This window comes from Acinetobacter sp. Root1280, assembly GCF_001425285.1.
Taxonomy (GTDB): Bacteria; Pseudomonadota; Gammaproteobacteria; order Pseudomonadales; family Moraxellaceae; genus Acinetobacter; species Acinetobacter guillouiae.
Genome location: NZ_LMED01000009.1, coordinates 17,612 through 33,644, shown reverse-complemented (window position 1 = coordinate 33,644; position 16,033 = coordinate 17,612). Strand labels below are relative to the sequence as shown.

Annotated in this window: 8 protein-coding genes and 6 pseudogenes; 10 read left to right on the top strand and 4 right to left on the bottom strand. The window is 34.6% G+C overall.

The window, feature by feature from the left end; genetic code table 11:
• Positions 1-54: 54 nt before the first annotated feature.
• Positions 55-981, bottom strand: coding sequence for a hypothetical protein (locus ASC84_RS08725; RefSeq protein WP_056513726.1), 927 nt, complete (start codon positions 979-981; stop codon positions 55-57).
• A 1,147-nt stretch (positions 982-2,128) separates the two neighbouring features.
• Here ASC84_RS08725 and ASC84_RS08720 point away from each other — a divergent pair.
• The 3 genes and pseudogenes from ASC84_RS08720 to yddG form a co-directional block, all read left to right on the top strand.
• Positions 2,129-2,591 (top strand): annotated as a pseudogene (locus ASC84_RS08720) (IS5 family transposase); the annotation flags it as partial.
• Position 2,592: 1 nt separating this feature from the next.
• Positions 2,593-3,197 (top strand): annotated as a pseudogene (locus ASC84_RS08715) (IS5 family transposase); the annotation flags it as partial.
• Between the two features lie 335 nt (positions 3,198-3,532).
• The gene (gene yddG / locus ASC84_RS08710; RefSeq protein ID WP_056513724.1) at positions 3,533-4,435 is read left to right on the top strand and encodes an aromatic amino acid DMT transporter YddG; all 903 of its coding nucleotides are present in this window, start codon (positions 3,533-3,535) and stop codon (positions 4,433-4,435) included.
• A gap of 40 nt (positions 4,436-4,475) precedes the next feature.
• Here the strand turns inward: yddG and ASC84_RS08705 are convergent, their stop codons facing one another.
• Together ASC84_RS08705 and ASC84_RS22280 are read right to left on the bottom strand one after the other, a co-directional pair.
• Positions 4,476-5,081 carry a MarC family protein gene (locus tag ASC84_RS08705; RefSeq protein ID WP_056513720.1) on the bottom strand — a complete coding sequence of 202 codons (606 nt, stop codon included), beginning with the start codon at positions 5,079-5,081 and terminating at the stop codon, positions 4,476-4,478.
• Positions 5,082-5,157: 76 nt separating this feature from the next.
• Positions 5,158-5,930, bottom strand: a pseudogene (locus tag ASC84_RS22280) (hypothetical protein); the annotation flags it as partial.
• 2 nt (positions 5,931-5,932) lie between these two features.
• Here ASC84_RS22280 and ASC84_RS23560 point away from each other — a divergent pair.
• Both ASC84_RS23560 and ASC84_RS08690 read left to right on the top strand, forming a co-directional pair.
• A pseudogene (locus ASC84_RS23560) lies at positions 5,933-6,822 on the top strand (M24 family metallopeptidase); the annotation flags it as partial.
• Between the two features lie 79 nt (positions 6,823-6,901).
• Positions 6,902-7,947, top strand: a pseudogene (locus ASC84_RS08690) (NADH:flavin oxidoreductase/NADH oxidase).
• Positions 7,948-8,081: 134 nt separating this feature from the next.
• Here the strand turns inward: ASC84_RS08690 and ASC84_RS08685 are convergent.
• The gene (locus ASC84_RS08685) at positions 8,082-9,005 is read right to left on the bottom strand and encodes a LysR substrate-binding domain-containing protein (protein WP_056513714.1); all 924 of its coding nucleotides are present in this window, start codon (positions 9,003-9,005) and stop codon (positions 8,082-8,084) included.
• 529 nt (positions 9,006-9,534) lie between these two features.
• On the opposite strand from ASC84_RS08685, the pseudogene ASC84_RS08680 reads away from it, so the two are divergent.
• From ASC84_RS08680 to ASC84_RS22910, 5 genes and pseudogenes are all read left to right on the top strand, one after another.
• Positions 9,535-9,936, top strand: a pseudogene (locus tag ASC84_RS08680) (IS5 family transposase); the annotation flags it as partial.
• Between the two features lie 700 nt (positions 9,937-10,636).
• Positions 10,637-11,242 carry a fimbrial protein gene (locus ASC84_RS08675; protein ID WP_056513709.1) on the top strand — a complete coding sequence of 202 codons (606 nt, stop codon included), beginning with the start codon at positions 10,637-10,639 and terminating at the stop codon, positions 11,240-11,242.
• Between the two features lie 32 nt (positions 11,243-11,274).
• Positions 11,275-11,985, top strand: a complete 711-nt coding sequence (locus ASC84_RS08670; protein WP_056513706.1) for a molecular chaperone — start codon at positions 11,275-11,277, stop codon at positions 11,983-11,985.
• A 25-nt stretch (positions 11,986-12,010) separates the two neighbouring features.
• Positions 12,011-14,566: a fimbria/pilus outer membrane usher protein gene (locus tag ASC84_RS08665; protein ID WP_056513704.1), complete on the top strand. Its 2,556-nt coding sequence runs from the start codon at positions 12,011-12,013 to the stop codon at positions 14,564-14,566.
• 103 nt (positions 14,567-14,669) lie between these two features.
• The gene (locus tag ASC84_RS22910; protein WP_171252538.1) at positions 14,670-15,908 is read left to right on the top strand and encodes a fimbrial protein; all 1,239 of its coding nucleotides are present in this window, start codon (positions 14,670-14,672) and stop codon (positions 15,906-15,908) included.
• The last annotated feature ends 125 nt before the right edge of the window (positions 15,909-16,033 follow it).

Below are 16,033 nucleotides of genomic sequence, written 5' to 3'. Positions count from 1 at the left end.
TGGTTTTTTTGATTACAGAATACCGTAAATTATTAAATCTACTTAAGTTTGAAACTAATTATTTATAATCCAAGCGGAAAGATATTTCGGTAGCGAATTCCCAACATCACTATCTGGCTTAACCTCTGATTCAAGATTATTTATATCAAACTCTCCAGAATACGCTTGTCGCTGAGATCCAGATATGCCAACAATATAAATAAAGAATTTTCTCATGGATATACGATGTATCGAAAGCCCTTCAATCGTTGAAAGTGCTGGTAATTTTATTTTCCCAAGTTTTCTTATATATGTTTTACTTTCTTGTAAGTATATAGCAATACCCGCATCACTACCGCCCTCCAGTAAAGCATAAATATAGTTAAATGATGATAATTCTGCAGAAATAGCATATCCGACTGCAGTTCTTGTCATTATTGACTGCCCATCACAAATAAGGCTAAACGGAATTTGAAAATTATCAGAAGAAGAAAGAAATTGTAGTTGGCCTCTATATGTATTTACTGGCCGTACTATACGTGCTTCGCCATTCACAGTTGCCCCACAGGCTTGCTCAGCTTCAGCACCATCAAAAAGCTCTAAACTACTGATATCTTCATAGTTTCCCCATTTTCCATTTTGAAGCTTTATTATTTGGTATGACGAAAACCCTTGATTTAGTGAGTTTTTGAGCCTTGAGAAAACCACTAATCCTTCTGTTACACTAACAGCTGTAAGTAATTTTCGGTCGCCAAATTCTGGGATGCGAATATGATGGCTCAAGCTACCGCCATCATATATCGAGTATGCTGCACCACCCTCTACTTGGTAAAATACATATACTTTCCCATCATAATAACAAGGAAAAATTAAATCGAGCCCCTCATTACGATCATCAATTGGGATATTAAAAATAATTTTTTCCCCATTAGGGGTATCGCCCGTTATAGCTAGTTTACCATTAACATCAACTATAAATTTTAAAAAAGCACGCTTTACCATATTGGCTCCGTTTTGTAAAAATAAATAAAAATTATTATGATTAAATAAAAAATTAAAAATATATATAAAACTTTTTCAACACCTCCTTATTAAATAAAAAAAATCAAAAAACCACCAACTTCAAATATATTTAGCTTATAAATCACATTAAAAATAAAATATTATTAATAATTTTGGCCTTTAAATTAAGAAAAATAATTAAAAAATTCAATATAAGAAAAATATAATCAATAGAAAAATATTCACCACTTTAAAAAAATTTTAACTTTCGAACAAAATAATAAATTTTACCATTTGATCAAATTAACCAACACCAAAGCAATTGATTTATATTTAATTTTATAAAAAAGAACAATACCTTATAATTTCTTATTTAAAAATTAGCACAAACAAAAAATAAATAAAATTGACTTATTCTCATAAATTCAATTAATTTTTATGAAACTAATAAGAAAAACTAAAAAACAGTCTTGTTTAAAGTAATATTTATAGCCAAACTATTTAATTACTTAAATTAACAATAGACTTATTGAAATTATAAAAAACAACTTCAAACAGATTAAATATAATATTTAATATAATTCGTTGATGAGAATTTTAAAGTTTTTGTAATTGAGGATGGCATTCAATTGTTAATAATACAAATCTAATGTTTCTAGCTTATGGTGAAGAAAAACTTAAGAAACATCATGTTGATGTACCTACCTCAATAACGAAAATCACGTTTAGGTATAAATTCTTAAAGCCTACAAAACGGGTATAGTCCATCTAAATACGAATAATTTTGGTACTTCCCTAGTACTTAATCATTTTTATAGTTTCAATTATTCAAGGTAGATCACACTAACGGTAATGTATAAAAGAATTCGTTTCAAATCGAAATCTTTTTCTAAGTTCACTACATTTTTAAGCAGCTTAATCCTTAGTACATGCGTAAATTGAACTGCTGTAAATTTCATGATTTTTTGTTTTATCTCTTCCCAACCCAATATTCTGATTTCTCTAAATTATTTCTTAAAAAAAATTTTGTCACGCCTAAAAATCACCATCAGAATCAAAAATTTAATCTGGTTTACAAATTCTATCTTTTGAGGGCTTTGTTGCACAAACCTATCTCTAAAGGCTTATTCAGCAATATAATTCTTAGATGAATAAGCCTGCCCCTAAAACCTATCGTACAACCAATTGGCCTTCCTATAATCGAGCCTTAATTAACCGAGGCAATATTTCCATTTGGTTTAATCCAAAGACTGAGTGGTATGCTCAGCCACAAGGCAAGCAAGGTCGAAATCAAACCTACTCCAATACAGCTATTCAATGCTGCTTAATGATTAAATCCTTATTCCGTCTGTCTTTACGTATGGTCACTGGCTTTGTTCAGAGCCTCATTAGACTCAGTGGGTTAGATTGGATAGCTCCGGATTATTCTACCCTCTGTAGAAGACAAAAGCATATTGATATTTCGATTTGCTATCAAAGAAGTAGTGGTGGACTCCATCTACTCATTGACTCTACTGGTTTGAAATTTTTAGGTGAAGGTGAGTGGAAACGTAAGAAACATCAGCCTGAATATCGTCGACAATGGCGTAAATTACATATTGGTATCGATGNATTGATATTTCGATTTGCTATCAAAGAAGTAGTGGTGGACTCCATCTACTCATTGACTCTACTGGTTTGAAATTTTTAGGTGAAGGTGAGTGGAAACGTAAGAAACATCAGCCTGAATATCGTCGACAATGGCGTAAATTACATATTGGTATCGATGCTGAAACCCTGCAAATAAGGGCTGTTCAGTTAACGACGAACAATGTCAGTGATTCGCAAGTACTTTGGGATTTACTTGATCAAATTCCACCAGATGAGCGAATTGACTCTGTTTATACCAACGGAGCTTATGATACGAAACAATGTCGAGAAATGATTTCCGATCGGCAAGCTCATGCAGTAATCCCACCCAGAAAAAATGCTAAACCTTGGAAAGATACAATGAACTGCTTCGAACAGTTAAACATTTGGGCAAGACTATATGGAAAAACTGGTCTGGCTATCATCGCCGAAGTTTGGTTGAAACCAAGATGCATTGCGTCAAATTATTAGGGGATAAACTGACTGCAAGACATTTTCAAAGTCAGGTCAATGACATTCATGCACGTGTAGCAGTATTAAATAAATTCACGGATTTAGGAAGACCTCATACCCGAGTTGTATCTTAAATTTAGATAACTTAGGTGAACTTTAATTTTAAATCTTTGTGCAACAAAGCCCCATCAGCGGCAAAATAGGCCAAATCAACTTTGGTGACTGTGGGCAAAGATCGGAAGAGCGTNCAGTATTAAATAAATTCACGGATTTAGGAAGACCTCATACCCGAGTTGTATCTTAAATTTAGATAACTTAGGTGAACTTTAATTTTAAATCTTTGTGCAACAAAGCCATCACCCAACTATAATAAAAACTCATTATTGCATGATAAATTATCACGCGAATATAACTTTAAAAACAATTATTAAAAAACTAATATTAAAGTTATTTTAATCAGGCAAAACAAATGAACCGCCAGATTGCAACTAGTATGGGCATTTTAGCTTTATTATTCTGGTCAACTTTAGTTGGCCTACTCAGGCTATCTACAGAGATTTTTGGCCCAATTTATACAGTAACGTATGTCTACACTTTAAGTGCCATTCTTTTATATTTTTCTTATGGCTTACCTGACTTTAAAAAAACGTCTGCTAAATTTTTGATTATCTCTAGCTCAATTTTTGTAATATTTGAATTATGTTTTGCTTTTTCGATCACATTAGCAAAATCAGTTGAAAAGTCGATTGAAATGAATATCATTTTTAGCTTATGGCCAACCTTGATTATTTTAATGCTAGCAGTACTAAAACAAGAAAAAATCAACTTTTTAACTATTTTTGGGATATTAATTAGTTTTTCAGGAATTGTTATGATTAACTATCATCCAAATCTTAACTTTATTGATAACTTTTATAAAAATCCACTTAGCTATATTCTAATTTTCTTGGCTTCAATACTTTGGGCCTTTTATTGTATATATACCAAAAAATATAGTAATGGTACTAATGCTGTTTCTTTATACTTTATTCTGACAGCAATCGCTTTATGGATTCTGACCTTTTTTACACAAGGGTTTAATTTTCCTCATGTCACTCATTTCACAAGCTATACTTTTATCCTTATCAATGCATTCTTTTTTGCGATGGGCTATCTCGCTTGGAATGTTGGAATCATCAAAGGGAATATGCCACTTTTAGTCATCCTATCTTATTTTTCGCCTATGCTCTCTTCTGCATTTTCAGTAATAGTGCTACATTCCACTCTGTCTAATAATTTTTGGTATGGAGCAATTACCGTAACATTTGGCTCATTAATCTGTTGGCTTTCTACTCGTAAGAAACAAATTCACCACCCGAAATTAGCAATCTAAAATAAATAAGCCAAAGATGAACTTTGGCTTTATCTCGCTTTTAAATTAGTCTTAAAACACCAGTTACTATCATGTCGACAGCTATAGTTCCAATTATAAAAGCAGCAAGACGACCTACAATATCAAAATAACGATTTATATACTTTGCATGTTTATAACGTAGGTGATCATGTGAAAACTTCATAAGAATTAATATACTACACGTTAAAAGTAGTACTAAAGCTATAATTGCAGCTGCCTCTAAAATAGACATATGTATTCCAGTGACTACAGCAGCACTAATCGTGCCAGGTCCAATCATAAATGGCATTGCAATAGTTCCAGCCAAATGTTCAGGAGCCCCTCTCATTTCTCCAATAGTATCGGCCCCCTGGAATACATACCGATACCCTATTACTAGAAAAATTAACCCTCCAAAAATAAGAAATGATTCAAATCTTACATTTAAATATTTATTAAAAATTGCTTCTCCTCCCCAAGCAAAAAGCAGAAAAACAACATACGCAATAAGACTGCCTTGAATTAAAGCTTTATTAAAAACTTTCGTTTCTGTATGCCGTATCAAACCGATCATATAGATACTCATGAGGAAAGGGTTTAGTAAAGAAAAAAATAGAATAAAAGTACTAAGGTATGGTGAAGACATTTTTTGTTATCCTTAACAAGTTCAGGAAGTTAAAAAACTTCCTGAACTATAAATTATTAAGTTTTTTTGATATCGCTTAAAAGTTATAAACCAGCATTAGATTTAATAACTTATTCCACTTTCCATCATCACCTGCTGCTAGGGAGCTACCTGTTCCTCCAACAAATGGGTCATTTTTACTCATTAAATATTCGGTATATAAAGAAACCTTTTTATAGTCCCAAGCTATCCCAACAATATTGCGTTGTGAGTTATCAAAGCCATCTTCTTTTTTATTAAAACCGCTGAAAACAATATACGGAGTAACGTTCAGTGAATCCCGTAAATTTTCAAATACGTAACTTGTATCGACTGTATAGAAATAACCTTTGTTAGCAAGATCATATTCTCCGTCAAAAGATCCAAAAATAGAACTATCTGGACTTAAAGCATCCTTATTGTTAATTGATTGTCTTCCACCAGTGACGACAACATTTAAATTTTTATAATTAATACGATTAAATAGTGCCCATGTATTTCTTGAGCCATCAGCTGAGGTTTTCTTATTTTCAATATCTGAGTACCAGTAAAAAAACGACCTGGTCCAAATGGAATCGGTTGTACACCCACAGTGATATTATCCGTTGAGTTTAAGTGATATCCCGCATAACCATATACCAAAGTTGAAAAGTCGCAAAATGTATCGTATTGATAGCAGCGATATTCGAATTTTCCGAACCAGTCTGGTGATTCATAACCTAATCTTAAAATTGCTGCATCAAATTGAATTTTATGATCAGATGCATCCTCACCATAATTCTTATCTTGATAATTTGCGCGTAAAGCACCTGAAATAGTTAAAGCCCCTGTTTGACTTAGCAACATCGGAATGGCAACAAGCTGGTCTTACACTTCCTAATTTGGATCGTATGCACCAATATCGTTTAGATCGGATTTGTGCGTTATTAAAGCAACAAGGGTTAGCAGGTATTTTGCTCTATGACCCTATTAATATTCGTTATGCAACAGGTACGACGAATATGCAGGTATGGCTATTACATTACGCTGGACGCTATACCTATGTTTCCGCAGAAGGTGAAGTCGTGTTATGGGAATTTGATCACTGTGATTTCTTAGCTGATCATTCTAAAGTGATTAGTCAAATTCGCCAATGTATCTCATGGTTTTATTTCTGTGCAGGCTCTCGTATTGATGAACAAGTAAAAAAATGGGCACATGAAATTTATGATGTCGTTTTACAATTTGGTCAAGGCAATAAAAAATTGCCATTGATAAATGTAATGATGAAGGGATTAGAGAATTACAACACCTTGGACTCAGTATTGAAAATGGCGAAGTGATTATGGAACTTGCACGCTCAATTAAAGGTAAAGACGAAATTAGTGCCATGCGTTGCACAGTACATGCCGCAGATTCAGCCATAGCAGTCATGCATAGCCATCTTGAACCCAGTATTTCTGAACAACGCTTGTGGTCATATTTACATGCAGAAAATATTGCTCGTGGAGGTGAATGGATTGAAACTCGTCTATTATCTTCTGGTCCTCGCTGTAATCCGTGGTATCAAGAATGTAGTGGAAGGATTATCCAAAATGGTGATCTAGTCGGTTTTGATACAGATATGATTGGTCATAAACAAGGTGGGGCGGGGGTTAAACTCGAAAATCAAGTTCTAATTACCGAAAATGGCCCTGAAGTCCTGACATTATATCCTTTTGAGTCGCGCCTTTTATCAAGTTAATGCCACATTAAACCTACTTTCAACTAGGGATGGCAACATCCCTATCTCCTTTTTTTCACCCTATATTTGGAACATCCCTATGTCACTTTTATTTCAACCGATTCAATTTGGTCATCTAAAACTGTACAATAGAATTATTATTGCACCGATGTGTCAGTATTCTTCTACCGATGCTGAATTAAGCTATTGGCATGAACAACAATGGGCAAGTTTGCATTATCTGGAGCTGGTCTATGTATTATTGAAGTCACGGCCATACGGCCTGAAGGACGTATTAGTTTCGCCGATCTAGGGCTCTGGAACGACAGACATTGTGCTCAAATTAAGGCTCTCCTATCTAAAATAAAAACCATTGCACCTACACCTTTTGCAATCCAATTAGCCCATGCTGGACGAAAAGCATCCTGTGATACGCCATGGGGAAAAAGAAATGGACAATATAAACCTGACGAAGCCAATGGCTGGCAAACTGTTGCTCCAAGCGCATTACCATTTGAACCTTCAGAAAATCATCCTACTGCACTATCTAAAACTGAAATTAAAAAGGTGGTTCACGAAGCTCAGCGTGCCGTTGAAGCTGGTTTTCAGCTCATTGAATTACATGCAGCACATTACTATCTATTACACCAATTTTTATCACCACTTTCGAATCATCGTAGTGATGAATATGGTGGAAGTTTTGAAAATCGTATTCGTCTGACTTTAAAAGTTTTTGATGCTATCAAAAAAGTAATACCAGAAAACTATCCTATCAGTATTAGAATTTCTGCAAGCAACTGCGTAGATGGTAGCTGAGATATTGAATCAAGCATTAAACTATCTCAAGTTCTAGAAGAACTAGGTATAGTTTATATTCATGTCACAAGCGGTGGTTTACATATTGATAAAAAATTGAAGTGTATCCTGAGTATCAAGTACCTTTTGCCCACCAGATAAAAAAAGCAATAAATACTCCTGTGATTGCTGTTGGTCTAATCACTGAAGCTCAACAAGCAGAAAGAATTCTGCAAGCCAAGCAGGCAGATGCGATCGGTATCGCACGAGGTATTCTATATGATCCACGTTTTGGCCATGGCATGCAGCCGCTGAACTAAATGAAACCATTGCGATTGGATTACACCATAATACTTCCGCTTTCAACCCCGCAGCTCAAATCATCTCTTTAAAGCTTATCCAGCTGATATTGATTAATTAAAGAGGCAATTAAGAGAATGGAACTTTCTTCGCCCATTCTCTTTAATAGAAGAACAGATATCAAATTAATTCAAGCCCTTTTGCCCAATCTGTCCTGGAATCTGTTCCAGCAACCAACTACGAAATTGCTTAACACTTGGAGGAACTACTCCTCTATCAGTAGGCTCCAGCATACTGAAATTTGCTTCAGTGCGTAATACTGTTTCTATTGGTCGGACTAATACACCACTTTTTAAATAATCATCTACTAAGGAGCCCCATGCTAATGCAACCCCCTGCCCATTAATTGCTGCTTGTAATAACATTGGATAATTATTGATATTAACTCTATTTTTAGGTTTGATCACTGGATAATGTACAGCTTCAAACCACTCTGCCCAAGTAATCCAATCCTTTTGCGAATCATCTAAATACAATAAACTTTTAGCAAATATATTTTCAGATTCATCATCTTTATTGAATTGTGAAAGATAACTTGGGCTACAAACAGGAAATACTTCCTCTGGAAATAAAGTAGTAACTTTCATATCAATAGGAGGTACTCGAAAATAAAATAAAGCTAAATCAAAATCCATTTTATATAAATCTTGAATATTTTCTGTAGTCAATATTCTTAAATCAATTCCTTCACTTTGTTGAAAAGCAGCAATTTTAGGTAGTAACCAAAGTGCTGCTATCGCATTAGTTGTTGCGACTGTAACTTGATGTTCACCTTTCCATTTCTTTATTTCAGCAGTTGCCTGCGCAACATCTAATAACGCGCTATAGATTGTTTTATAGTATTGCAATCCTGTAGGAGTTAAAAAAATATTTCTATTTGCTCGAATAAATAACTCCTTACCCAAATAATCTTCCAACTGTCGAATCTGTCGACTAATTGCACCTTGTGTAACATTCAACTCATTTGCTGCCTGAGTAAAGCTAAGGTGGCGTGCAGCTGCCTCGAATACAATAAGGCTATTCATAGGTGGCAATGGTTTGATTTTCATGGACACTCCTAATTTGTCCTACATTTCCATTTCTGACATTGAAGCGTGATTAAATTATCATCAGTTTCAAATCTTGATCCTTACTTAAATTTACTATCCTTCTGCTTTTAAAATTGTAGTTTTACTGGAAACTCTTTTCGCAATAAAATGTCATATATAGACATTAATAAAAAGTGAGAAAAAGTATTTAATCCATGAGTTTTAATCATGATTAACTACAATTAGCAATTAAATTTATAAACTTTTTACGAAAGCTTTAAAAAAAAGTTATCTCATGTCTGAACTCAAACCAGTAACCCACTTGTGCATCACGAACTGTAGATATTGCAGTAAATTGTTTGGCTTGTAAGTCGTAATAGTTGCTTAGGTTTTGGTTAAACTTTTCAATCTGGCTGTTGCCTGATTTAGTCGCACCATCTTCAGCTAAGACATTACCCTTGCCATAATCAATATAATGGAAGGTCTTTCAGTCTTGAAAAAAATTTCTCCATCATTGATATGTCCAAAACATTAATGGCTCGTGTACAGGGATTTACTTGATCAAATTCCACCAGATGAGCGAATTGACTCTGTTTATACCAACGGAGCTTATGATACTAAATGCTGCCGACAAATCATTTTAGATCGAGATGCACATGCGGTCATTCCACCAAGGAAGAATGCGAAGCCTTGGAAAGATCAAACGCTGAAGTCTATGCAGAGAAATGAACTACTGAAAACAGTCAAACGTCTGGGAAGATCCCTTTGGAAAAAGTGGTCTGGTTATCACCGTCGAAGTTTGGTGGAAACCAAGATGTATTGCATCAAATTATTAGGCGATAAATTAACATCAAGGAGTTTCCCTAGTCAGGCGAACRAGATTCATGCACGCGTAGCAGTCTTGAATAAATTCACAGAATTAGGTCGCCCTAATACCCAAGTTACCACTTAAATTTGGCTCACTTAGGGTGGCTCTGCCTTTCAAGCCTTTGTGCAACAAAGCCATTCATCGCTAAACTCAAATTTTGAATTAGCATTCAGACACTTAATTCATCGTAAGCATAATCAAATTACACCACCATCAAGTTTTTGAGGTAATTTCTCGAAATTGTCAAAAATTAAACCTTGAATCATATGATTGATTATTAATGTTTTATTTATTCTTYATTAATAACCCGAGTGTTTATAAAAAAATACATGATTAAATGTAATGCATATGCATGATTTAAAATCAATAAAATTTATTGTGACATATGTATCGTTATTTTTAATAATTGCATAATATCAACCAAAGAATGTTTCAGATTTATTTCAAAGTAAACAGAAACTCAATTCGCATCCTGGAATTATACGTTTAAGTGAACCTTAATTTGACCAAATATAGGGGTTCAAATAATAATTCTGTATTTTAGTAAAATCAAATGAGNTGCATATGCATGATTTAAAATCAATAAAAATTATTGTGACATATATATCATTATTTTTAATAATTGCATAATATCAACCAAAGAATGTTTCAGATTTATTTCAAAGTAAACAGAAACTCAATTCGCATCCTGGAATTATACGTTTAAGTGAACCTTAATTTGACCAAATATAGGGGTTCAAAATAATAATTCTGTATTTTAGTAAAATCAAATGAGGTTTATTACATGAAAATTTCAACTTTATCGACAATAAGTGGATTAGTTTTAGGACTAGCTTGTACAAATACTTTTGCAGTAGATGGTACAATTACTGTTAATGGTGTAGTGACTGACAGTACTTGTACTTTAACGGGTACTGGTCCAGGAGCTTCTGGCGCTAAAAATATTGTGGTGAATTTAGATACAGTCCCTAATTCAACATTTACCACTGCAAACCAATCAGCTGCAACGAAGAGTTTTGATCTACAAATTAAAAATGGTGCTGGGACGGGTGGTTGTGATGCAGCAACAAATAAAGCATTAAAAGGACTCTTTTTAGAAACAGCCGCTGCGGCAGATTATGATGCAACTGATAAAACTGCATTGGTCAATAAAGCAGCTGGTGCATCTACCACTAATCCTGTATTTGTTCAAATTTTGACTGATTCAGATACGCCAGTAGACTATTCACAAGCTTGGGGTACACAAGCGAAAAGTGCAATTACAGGTCTTGCAGCAGATGGTACAGGTATTGCTACCATGGGCTATAAAGCACGTTACTTCACCAAAACCGGTACTGTAGATGCGCAAAATGTAACWGCGACCRTAAACTATACTTTGCAATATAACTAATTTTTGTTGTTCAAATAATTGAGGGGGCAGTTATGCGTTATCTAACAGTTGTTTTATTTATATTGTTGACTATACCACTTGCTTATGCAGGTGTTTCAATAGATGGTACACGTATAATTTTCCCCTCTAACTCAAAAAGTGTGAATGTTCAATTAAGAAATATTTATGACACCCCTGCCCTTGTCCAAGCATGGATAGACAATGGCAACCCAAAAAAGACACCGCAAGCTGAAGATGTTCCTTTTGTGCTGAATCCACCTCTAGTAAGAATCGAGCCAAATAAAGGTCAAATCATCCGAATTATTCCTTTAGATTCAACTCAATTGCCAAAAGATCGTGAGTCTATTTTTTGGTTCAATATATTAGATATTCCACCAAGTGATCCAAATTTAACAGATAACAATCATTTGTCTTTTACTGTACGAACCCGCGTTAAATTATTTTATCGACCACAACAGTTAGCAATGAAAGCTGCTGTTGCGCAACAAAGTATTCAATTTAAATTAGATGCCTCAACCAATAGCTTAACGATCAGTAATCCAACACCTTACTACATCACAGTTCTACAAGTTAAAAATGGTAAATATGAAGCAATTAACTCTGGTGACGATGCAATCATGCTGGAACCTTTTGCAAGCAGTGCTCTGAAAAATTTTAAACCAGACTTAACTACAAAAAAAATATCCTATGAAATTGTCAATGATTTAGGCGCTGTACAAACATTCGAAGCTGTAATGCAGTGAAAAGAATAATGATGGATCATTTAATATGCTAAATTTTAAAAAAAGTGAACTCTGCTTAATGCTGATGTCTGCGATTGCTGTGCAGGTTTCAGCTGAAGAGAGTCAACAACATTTAATAGCTCAAGATAATAGCCAGTTGACTGCACAGGATAATAGTCAGTTGATCGCCCAAAATAATCAATTGGTGACTTTTAATGCTGCATCATTATTTGGTAATGACCGTAATGTTTCGTTAACAAACTTTGAAGCTAAAAACTTTATTGCGCCAGGTAAATATTTAGTACAACTATCTGTAAATAAGCAACTGGTTGATAGTATCGAAGTGAATTTTGATCATTTGGATGGACAACGTTCTGCTGTACTTTGTGTAGATACTGTGTTGTTGGATAAATTTGATTTAACACCAGAATTCCGTAAAAGTTTAACAATAAAACCATGTATTACCATTAAAGAGCTTAATGCGGATGCATACTATGATTTCGATCTATCACAATTAAAATTAGATGTCTCTATCCCTCAAGCATTACTTGTGGAGCGCCCAGAAGGATATATTAATCCTGTATTATTTAATAAAGGCGTTAATTCTAGCTTTATTGGGTATGCTTTTAACTATAATCGTGATGAAGATCGGGAAAGTAAATATTTAGCGCTCAATGGTGGTTTAAATGTAGCTGGTTGGTATTTCCGACATGCAGGTGCATTTGAATCTGAAAATTCAGGCTTAGGTAATTATTATTCTGACCAAAACGTTTTATATCGTGACATAACACGCTTAAAATCGCGTTTGAGTCTGGGGCAATTTAATACCACAACTTATCGCTTAGACAATTTACCTATTGTCGGTGCGCAATTGGCATCAGACCAAGAGATGCTGCCTTGGTCATATCGTCAATATGCACCTGTGATTCAAAATTTTGCCAATACGAATGCTGTGGTTCGTGTTTATCAAAGCGGTCAAAAAGTTTATGAACGTACGGTCCCTGCCGGCGCATTTCGTATAACTGATCTAAATGCAGCATCTTCTGGTGACTTAACTGTTGAAATTACAGAAACAGGAGGTGAGAAAAGAAGCTTTAATGTTCCGATGCAAAGTAATTATGATTTAGTCCGTCAAGGTCGTTATAACTATAGTATTGCTGGAGGGCGTTATCGTACGCGGCATGAAACAACTGCTGATCAATTATTTCAAGGAAGTTTTAATTACGGTATCAATAATGCTTTGACCATGGGTGCTGGTGCAAATTTTAGCGATGATTATGTAAGTAGTTTAGTTTCATTATCAGCTAATACTGTATTAGGTGGTGTGACAGCTTTTGTTGAACATACCGAATCTGAACTATATAACAAGGATTATCGCGGACAAAAATATAGCCTGAATTATCGCTATGATTGGTTACCGAAAAACCTGAGTTTTTATGCAGATTATTCTACTTATGACCGTGAATATATGAGTATTTCCTCGCACCTATATCAGCGTAATTTGACTGATTTAACTGATAGCGAGTATGAAGATTTTTTATATAACTATAATTTAAAACAAAATATAGGTGTTAGTCTTTCTAAGTCTTTTCCAAATACGCGCTTGGGCAATTTTAATTTAACTGCTCGTAAAAATAACTATTGGGATGATAGCCAAGACTATTATCAATATAACTTAAGTTACGGTAATACTTGGAATAGAATCAGTTATAACCTTGGTTTATCTCGTACTGATTATTCTGATCATGCTCGTAACCGAGGTGATTCCATTTATTTTTCGATGAATATTCCGTTGGATTGGCGTAATAAAAATATGTCACTCAATGCCAGTGTCCAACATGACCAAGATTCACAATCCACTTCAAATGTTAATTTGTCTGGTGTGTTAGGTCAGCATAATGAATTGAGTTTTGGCGCAGGCGTAACGAATAATCAACATGATACGATGTTTAATGGCAATGTAAATTATTTATTACCAGCGATAAATTTAGGTGCAACCCTTTCTACCAACCAGAACAATACTCAATATTCTTTTTCTGCTCAAGGTGCTGTCGTTGCACATCGTTTCGGTATCACCCCAGTGAACACATTGCCTGATACTTATACGATTGTTCATGCAGAAGAAGGTATGGGAGCAGTTGTTTCAAATGCATGGGGGGTAAAAGTCGATCGCTTTGGAAATGCGATTTATCCATATAACTCTCCATACAGTAAAAATTTAATCACCCTTGACCCTGCTGATTTACCAGTAAATGTCACATTAGAGTCAAATCAAACTGAAGTGATTCCACGTAGATACAGCTCGCAATTGGCAGAGTTTAAAGCCAATAAATCAAGCAATATTTTGCTACGTATTCGCCATTCCTTAGCTCAACAAATGCCTATGGGTAGTCAGTTGAAGGATGAGCAAAACAATGTCTTAGGTATTGTTGACGCTTCAAATCAAGTGATTGTAGACAAGCAAGATGCTTTACTGAAAACGACTTACGTTGTTTGGGGCACAGAAAATCATGCCAATTGCATGATTGCACCGATTTCTCAAAAGCAGTTAGAAGTTAAAAATACTGAAAATTTCAATATTATTGATGTGGAGTGTAAATAAGTCATGAATAAATTTCTTTGGTTAACCATTCCATCTATTTTGATTTTTTCACAAGCGGTGCTTGCTACGACGGTAGATTGCGCTCTTCAACCTAGNATAAGTCATGAATAAATTTCTTTGGTTAACCATTCCATCTATTTTGATTTTTTCACAAGCGGTGCTTGCTACGACGGTAGATTGCGCTCTTCAACCTAGTATCAATTTTAGCCGTAGTACAAACAATATCTCAAGTTTTCCTTTTAACCAAACTATTTTAGACAGTAATGCGTATATTATAACTACAGCGGGAGGTTGTGAGCCAACAGCCGCGGGACGAGCCGATTTTAAGGCAAATTCCAGTAATACTGACTTGACAGGCTCAAAACCATTTGGTGTAAAACCAACTGTTAATATTATGGATTCAACCGCAGATACAACTACTTTAAATGCAGCAAAAAATTGGTTAGCCAATAATTTAAAACTTTCATTTAATGTTCAACAAATTGGCGCTATCCTTGATGTTTCAACTCAAGATATGGCTTATAATTTTATGCCTTCCAATTCCCCAGGCCCTCATAAAACAACCATAATCAATGGTAAATCTTTTGCAACAGGTATTTATAATGAAGGCTTAACGCAACTGTATATTACATTCCAAAATGTCCAAATTCAGTTGAATACACAACCTTCTAATGCAATTATAAATGCACTAAATGGTAAAAATATTCAAATTCATCTTGGGTCTGTGATTGTTGAATATGATAACTGGGGGCCGCCAACTGGTAGTACAAGAACAAAGGCTACAGAAGTCTATATGAATCTTAAACTGAACTTTGTTAGTCCACCTACCTGTACCATGGAAAATCAGACGGTTAATTTAGCGCAGGTACCTACAGCGTTTTTGAACAGTAATCAAACAGCAAATGAACAAAGTTTTAATGTTCCTACCTGTACCATGGAAAATCAGACGGTTAATTTAGCGCAGGTACCTACAGCGTTTTTGAACAGTAATCAAACAGCAAATGAACAAAGTTTTAATGTCAAAATTAATTGTAGTGGTGCAATTCCAGGACGAACTGTATTGGCAACGATTACAGATAGTTATACGCCAGCGAATGTGAATAATAATGGGATTTTAAAGAATCAACCGTCCTTGGCAAATGGTAGTAATGTTGATGTCCAGTTAAGAGACGCTATCATACCACTTGCCATAGGCACTCAAAGTTCTTTTTACAAAGTTCCAGCAAATTCAAATCAAACGTCATTTATTAAAGTTTTAAACGCGAGATACTATCGTTCAGCATTGCCTGCAACTCCTGGTTATGTGAAGACWCAAGCAACAGTGTYATTAGACTATCAATAATATAATGAAATTTATTGTGATATAGATAACAGAATTACAGGTGAATAATCTTTTTAAAAGATTATCAATACCTCTACCAATTTCTCTTCCCCAAGTGAAATTGGTTTTTTTGAATCTATAAAAGT

Coding starts and splice junctions, on each gene's coding strand:
- ASC84_RS08725 (WP_056513726.1), bottom strand. CDS start 981: ATGGTAAAGCGTGCTTTTTTAAAATTTATAGTTGATGTTAATGGTAAA.
- yddG (WP_056513724.1), top strand. CDS start 3,533: ATGAACCGCCAGATTGCAACTAGTATGGGCATTTTAGCTTTATTATTC.
- ASC84_RS08705 (WP_056513720.1), bottom strand. CDS start 5,081: ATGTCTTCACCATACCTTAGTACTTTTATTCTATTTTTTTCTTTACTA.
- ASC84_RS08685 (WP_056513714.1), bottom strand. CDS start 9,005: ATGAAAATCAAACCATTGCCACCTATGAATAGCCTTATTGTATTCGAG.
- ASC84_RS08670 (WP_056513706.1), top strand. CDS start 11,275: ATGCGTTATCTAACAGTTGTTTTATTTATATTGTTGACTATACCACTT.
- ASC84_RS08665 (WP_056513704.1), top strand. CDS start 12,011: ATGCTAAATTTTAAAAAAAGTGAACTCTGCTTAATGCTGATGTCTGCG.